Annotated in this window: 4 protein-coding genes; 3 read left to right on the top strand and 1 reads right to left on the bottom strand. The window is 68.9% G+C overall.

The features are described 5' to 3' along the window. The 3 genes from WAN71_RS23095 to nei2 form a co-directional block, all read left to right on the top strand. Positions 1–640 (top strand): TetR/AcrR family transcriptional regulator (locus WAN71_RS23095; protein WP_422227558.1); only part of this gene is annotated, 640 nt, incomplete at its 5' end. Positions 641–695: 55 nt separating this feature from the next. Next, entirely contained in the window at positions 696–5,270 is a 4,575-nt protein-coding gene (locus WAN71_RS23090; RefSeq protein ID WP_422227557.1) for an ATP-dependent helicase, read from the top strand. Between the two features lie 3 nt (positions 5,271–5,273). Continuing rightward, positions 5,274–6,023, top strand: a complete 750-nt coding sequence (gene nei2, locus WAN71_RS23085; protein WP_422227556.1) for an endonuclease VIII Nei2 — start codon at positions 5,274–5,276, stop codon at positions 6,021–6,023. Between the two features lie 10 nt (positions 6,024–6,033). Here the strand turns inward: nei2 and WAN71_RS23080 are convergent. After that, positions 6,034–6,309 (bottom strand): hypothetical protein (locus WAN71_RS23080; RefSeq protein WP_422227555.1); only part of this gene is annotated, 276 nt, incomplete at its 5' end.

The following is a 6,309-nucleotide window of genomic DNA, read 5'->3' as shown; positions in this document are numbered from 1 at the left end:
CCGGTTATCTCCGGACGACCGCCGCGCCGAGTTGTTGGCACTAGGTGCGGAAGTCTTCGGCCAACGACCCTACGACGAGGTCCGAATCGACGAGATCGCCGAGCGGGCCGGTGTGTCCCGGGCGTTGATGTATCACTACTTCCCGGACAAGCGGGCGTTCTTCGCCGCCGTCGTCAAAGGACAGGCAGACCAGCTGTTCGAGACCACCAACGCCCTACCGTCACCAGGCCAGTCGCTGTTTGAGGAAACCCGGGACGGCGTCCTGGCCTACATGCAGTACCACCAGGAGCACCCGCACGCGGCCTGGGCCGCATACGTCGGCCTCGGCCGCTCCGATCCGGTGTTACTCGGCATCGACGACGAGGCCAAGGATCGGCAGATGGAACACATCATGAACCGCATCATGGAGGTCGACGGCCCGAGTGCCGAGCTCGCGCCCGACGTGGAACGCGACCTGCGGATCGTCATCCACGGGTGGCTGGCGCTGACCTTCGAGGTGTGCCGGCAGCGGATCATCCACCCCGCGACCGACGCAGGCCATCTGAGCGAAACCTGCGCTCACTCGCTACTCGACGCGATCATCCGGGTCAACGGGATTCCCGAACAACTGGCCAAGGCGGTCGGTCCCGACCAGCGCTGACGCCGGCGCGGCGACACTTGACCCCTTGTCAGTGCCCGCTGGCACCATGGGCTAGGTGAGCACCGTGCCCGCTGATCCACTCGCGCGGTTCAGTGTCGTCACCCGCGACTGGTTCGCCGGTACCTTCGCCGCGCCGACCGCGGCCCAGTCCGACGCCTGGGCGGCGATCGCCGACGGCCAAAACACCCTGGTCATCGCGCCGACCGGGTCGGGTAAGACACTGGCGGCGTTTCTGTGGGCAATAGACAGACTCGCCGGCCCGGCCGGTCCACCGCGCGACGAACGCGCGCCCGGCACCCGGGTTCTGTACGTGTCGCCGCTGAAAGCCTTGGCCGTCGACGTCGAGCGCAACCTGCGCACCCCGCTGGCGGGAATGACCCGGGTCGCCGAACGACGCGGTCTACCCCCGCCGGAGATCACCGTCGGCGTGCGATCGGGCGACACCCCACCCGCGCAGCGCCGCCAGCTCATCGCCCGACCGCCGGACGTGTTGATCACCACGCCCGAATCGCTGTTCTTGATGCTGACTTCGGCGGCCCGGGAGACCCTGGCCGGTGTGGAAACCGTGATCGTGGACGAGATCCACGCCATCGCCGGCACCAAGCGGGGCGCTCACCTGGCGCTGTCGTTGGAGCGGCTCGACGACATGTTGCAGGCACCCGCGCAGCGCATCGGCCTGTCGGCGACGGTGCGCCCGCCCGAGGAGGTTGCCCGGTTTTTGTCCGGCGCATCACCCACGACCATCGTGGCGCCGGCGGCGGCGAAGACCTTCGAGCTGACTGTGCAGGTGCCGGTCCCGGACATGGCTAACCTCGCGGACAACACCATTTGGCCCGATGTGGAGGCACGTCTGGTCGACCTGGTCGAAGCGCACAACTCGACGATCGTATTCGCCAACTCACGGCGGCTGGCCGAGCGACTGACCGCTCGGCTCAACGAGATCCACGCTGAACGCTCAGGAGTGGATCTCCCGTCCGCCGCCAACCCGAAGGTCGGCGGCGGCGCCCCGGCCCAGTTGTTGGGCAGCGGCCAGACTTACGGCGCCCCGCCCGTGCTGGCGCGTGCCCACCACGGCTCGGTGAGCAAGGAACAGCGTGCCATTGTCGAAGAGGAGCTCAAATCCGGGCGGCTGAAGGCGGTGGTGGCGACCTCGAGCTTGGAGCTGGGCATCGACATGGGCGCCGTCGACCTGGTAATCCAGGTCGAGGCGCCGCCGTCGGTGGCCAGCGGCCTGCAGCGCATCGGGCGCGCCGGACACCAGGTCGGCGAGATCTCGCAAGGGGTGCTGTTCCCCAAGCACCGCACCGACCTGATCGGCTGCGCGGTAACCGTGCAGCGCATGCTCAGCGGTCAGATCGAGACGATGCGGGTGCCGACCAACCCACTCGACATTCTCGCCCAGCACACCGTGGCCGCGGCGGCGCTCGAACCGCTCGACGTCGACCGCTGGTTCGATATTGTGCGACGCAGCGCGCCGTTCGCGACGCTGCCGCACAGCGCATTTGAGGCCACGCTGGATCTGCTATCCGGCAAGTACCCGTCAACCGAGTTCGCCGAGCTGCGGCCGCGGCTGGTCTACGACCGGGATACCGGTACCGTGACGGCACGGCCGGGCGCGCAGCGGCTGGCGGTCACCTCGGGCGGCGCGATCCCGGACCGCGGCCTGTTCACCGTCTACCTGGCTACTGATTCCGAGAAACCTTCTCGTGTAGGCGAACTCGATGAGGAGATGGTCTACGAGTCCCGCCCCGGTGATGTTATCTCGTTAGGAGCCACCAGCTGGCGGATCACCGAGATCACCCACGACCGCGTTCTAGTGATCCCGGCGCCCGGTCAGCCTGCCCGGCTGCCGTTCTGGCGCGGCGACAATGCCGGGCGACCCGCCGAGTTGGGCCGGGCGGTCGGCAAGTTCACCGGCGAGCTGGCCGGTCTGGCTCGCGATTCGTTCGAAACACGTTGTGCTGAACTGGGTTTCAATGACTACGCCACCGACAACCTGTGGCGGCTGCTGGATGACCAGCGCGCCGCCACCACTGTGGTGCCCACCGACGCCACCTTGCTGGTCGAGCGGTTCCGCGACGAACTGGGCGACTGGCGGGTGATCCTGCACTCCCCCTATGGTCTGCGCGTACACGGCCCGCTCGCACTCGCGGTGAGCCGGCGACTGCGCGACCGCTACGGCATAGATGAGAAGCCGACCGCCTCGGACGACGGCATCGTGGTCCGGTTGCCGGACACCTTCTCCGAGTCCGGGCCTGCCGACAAGCCACCGGGCGCCGAACTGTTCGTCTTCGACGCCGACGAGATCGACCCAATCGTCACCGCAGAAGTGGGTGGTTCGGCGCTGTTCGCCTCCCGATTCCGGGAGTGTGCGGCGCGTGCCCTGCTGCTGCCGCGGCGGCATCCCGGCCGCCGATCGCCGCTGTGGCATCAACGCCAGCGCGCCGCACAGCTGCTCGACGTGGCCCGCAAATATCCGGACTTCCCGATCGTGCTGGAGGCGGTCCGCGAATGCCTGCAGGACGTCTACGACGTACCGATGCTGGCCGGGCTGATGGCCGACATCGCCGCGCGCAAGGTACGCGTACTGGAGACCGAGACCGTCACGCCCTCGCCGTTCGCGGCGTCGCTGCTGTTCGGCTATGTCGGCGCGTTCATGTACGAGGGCGACAGCCCGCTGGCCGAGCGCCGCGCTGCGGCGCTATCCCTGGACGCCACGCTGCTGGCCGAACTGCTGGGCCGCGTCGAGCTGCGCGAGCTGCTCGACCCGGAAGTCGTCGCGGCCACCGGCAGGCAACTGCAGCATCTGTCGGCCGACCGGGTAGCCCGTGATGCCGAGGCAGCCGCTGATCTACTGCGGCTGCTTGGCCCGTTGACCACCGAAGAGGTCGCCGCCCGAGCCGGCGGCGCCGACGTCGGCGGCTGGTTGGAAGGACTGTGCGCCGCCAAACGCGCGTTGGCCGTTTCTTTCGCCGGACAGAGCTGGTGGGTCGCGATCGAGGACATCGGCCGACTGCGCGACGGGGTGGGAGTGGCCGTGCCGGTCGGCGTGCCAACCGGCTTCACCGAGGCGGTCAGCGATCCGTTGGGTGAGCTGCTGGGCCGATATGCCCGCACCCACGCGCCGTTCACCACCTCCGACGTCGCCGCCCGGTTCGGGCTCGGGCTGCGGGTAGCGGCCGACGTGCTGGGCCGGCTGGCCGCCGATGGGCGGCTGGTCCGCGGCGAGTTCTCTGTCGAGGCGGCCGGTGACCAGTGGTGTGACGCCGACGTGTTGCGGATCTTGCGCCGCAGATCGCTGGCGGCGCTGCGGGCGCAAGTCGAGCCGGTCAGCACCAGCGCCTACGCGCGGTTCCTGCCGGGCTGGCATCAGGTCGGCTCCGCCACCAACGCCGGCATTGACGGACTTGCGGCCGTCCTCGACCAGCTAGCGGGCGTCCCGCTGCCCGCCTCGGCGGTCGAATCGCTGGTGCTGCCCCCTCGGGTACGCGACTACTCCCCCGCGATGCTCGACGAACTGCTGGCTTCCGGCGAGGTTGTCTGGTCGGGCGGCGGATCGATCTCGGCCAGCGACGGCTGGATCGCCTTTCATCCGGCTGACACGGCGCCGCTGACCCTGACTCCCCCCGCCACGATCGAGCTGACCGCGGCCCACCAGGCGATCCTGGACGCGCTGGCCGGCGGCGGGGCCTTTTTCTTCCGGCAACTCGCGCAGACGGGTATCGGCGAGCAAGAACTCAAAGCGGCACTGTGGGAACTCATCTGGGCCGGCTCGGTCACCGGTGACACCTTCGCGCCGGTCCGTGCGATGCTGGGTGCTGGTCCGGGCAGCCGCAGACGGTCCGCACCTGCGCACCGGCTGGGTCGCGGAGCGCGTCCGCCCCGGCTGAGCCGCTACAGCGTCGCGCACGCCCAGTCCCGCGCCACCGACCCCACGGTGGCGGGCCGTTGGTCAGCGCTGCCTGGGCCCGAACCGGATTCGACGCTGCGGGCACACCACTTAGCCGAGCTGCTGCTGAACCGCCACGGCGTGCTGACCAGAGGCGCGGTGGCGGCCGAAGCAGTACCGGGCGGATTCGCGATGCTCTACAAGGTGCTGACCACGTTCGAAGAAGCTGGCCGATGCCAACGTGGCTATTTCGTCGAGTCGCTGGGCGGCGCCCAGTTCGCAGTGGCATCAACGGTCGACCGGTTGCGCGGCTACCTCGACGAGCCCGGCTCTTTCGAAGACCCGACGCTCCACGAGTACCGGGCGGTGGTGCTGGCTGCTGCCGACCCGGCCAACCCGTACGGCGCCACGCTGCCCTGGCCGTCCCGCATATCGGAGGAAGACGGCGGCGCCCGGCCGGGCCGCAAAGCCGGAGCGCTGGTTGTGCTGGTCGACGGCCAACTGGTCTGGTTTGTCGAGCGCGGCGGCCGCTCGCTGCTGAGCTTCAGCGACGATCCTGACGTCAACCGCGCGGCAGGCGCGGCGTTGGCCGAGCTGGTCAAGGCGGGGCGGGTCAGTTCGATTCTGGTTGAGCGGATCAACGGCCTCGCCGTGCTGGGACCCGACGTGTCCGCGCCGGCTGTGAGCGCGCTGTCCGACGCGGGGTTCGCCCGGACCCCGCGCGGGCTTCGGCTGCGATAGCGTATGCCCGAGGGGGACACGGTCTTTCAGACCGCAGAAACGCTGCGGAAGGCACTCGTCGGTCGCACACTGACGCGATGCGATGTGCGGGTGCCGCGCTTTGCAACCGTCGACCTGACCGGTCAGGTGGTCGAGGAGGTGCTCAGCCGTGGCAAGCATCTGTTCATTCGCGTCGGGCCGGCCAGTATCCACTCGCATCTGAAGATGGACGGCAGCTGGCGGGTGAGCGCCCGTCCGCCCGATCACCGAGTGCGAATTATCTTGGAAGCAGGTGAAATTCGTGCCGTCGGGATTGACCTCGGCGTGCTGGAGATCCTCGACCGGCAAGACGACGAGGACGCGGTGGCCCATCTGGGGCCGGACTTGCTGGGCGCCGACTGGGATCCGCGGGTCGCGGTCACCAACCTGATGACCGACCCCAAGCGGCCCCTCGCCGAGGCACTGCTCGACCAGCGGGTGATGGCCGGGATCGGCAATGTCTATTGCAACGAACTGTGTTTCGTCAACGGACGGCTGCCCAGCGCGCCGGTCGGTTCGCTGCCCGACCCGCAGCGGCTGGCCATGCGGGCGCGAGAAATGCTGTGGGCCAACCGGTTACGGTGGAACCGGTGTACCACCGGCGACACCCGACCCGGCCGCCAGCTCTGGGTGTACGGGCGCGCCGGGCAGGAGTGCCGTCGCTGCGGCACCGCGCTCGAAAAGGACAACGCCGGCGACCGGGTCGCCTACTGGTGCCCAACGTGCCAGCGCTGACCCTGTGCGCTTAGAGGGAAGCCAACAATGCGGAGAACAGCTGGTCCACGGTGTCGGTTCCAAAGCCGAGGTCAGTGAACAGGTTGGTCAGCGTCGTTGTTTGGCTGAGGCCGAAGTCACCCAGCAGCGCGTCCAGGGTCGTGCTGCCCAGCCCCGCATCGGTCAACAGCGTGCTCAACGGCGTCGTGTCGCTCAGCCCCACATCGGTCAACAGCGTGCTCAACGGCGTCGTGTCGCTCAGCCCCACATCGGTCAACAGCGTGCTCAACGGCGTCGTGTCGGTCAG

The organism is Mycobacterium sp. (assembly GCF_049280035.1).
Lineage (GTDB): Bacteria > Actinomycetota > Actinomycetes > Mycobacteriales > Mycobacteriaceae > Mycobacterium.
Note: the sequence above shows the minus strand (reverse complement) of the source record. Positions and strands in the feature narration are given on the sequence as shown.